Genomic DNA, 400 nt, shown 5'->3' on the forward strand with positions numbered 1-400 from the left:
GCAATGCGGTGTCAGCGGGCGTCATGGCGCGGACCTCGGCCGGCAGGCGGCCCATCACGCCCACGATGATCAGGATTCGCTCGCGGGCGCCCCATCGGGGCTCGGCGTCGCGTCGCGGCGTCGCGAGCCATCCTCTTTTTTTTTACCCGCCGACAGCACGATGGGCAGGAAGGTCACCCCGAGCAGCGCCTTCGCGATGCTCCTCAGGCGCAGGTTCTCCGACGGCGGCAGGGCCGCCACGACCGCGTCCGCCTCCCGGTCCGGGAGGCCGCCCCCGACCAGGCCGAGCGCCACTAGGTCGCGCACGTGCCGGACCTGCGGCGCCTCGCCCCGGCCCATGAGCTGGTCCCAGAGGCCGAACACTCCGAACGGCGAGTACTGCTCCTCGAAGCGCTCGATC

Annotated in this window: 1 protein-coding gene; it reads right to left on the bottom strand. The window is 72.0% G+C overall.

Features of this window, described 5'->3' with window-relative positions; genetic code table 11:
* Nucleotides 1–69: 69 nt before the first annotated feature.
* Nucleotides 70–400 (bottom strand): gene transfer agent family protein (locus I6F37_RS43230; RefSeq protein WP_225154868.1); only part of this gene is annotated, 331 nt, incomplete at its 5' end.

Source organism: Bradyrhizobium sp. NBAIM08 (assembly GCF_020193935.1).
Classification (GTDB): domain Bacteria; phylum Pseudomonadota; class Alphaproteobacteria; order Rhizobiales; family Xanthobacteraceae; genus Bradyrhizobium; species Bradyrhizobium yuanmingense.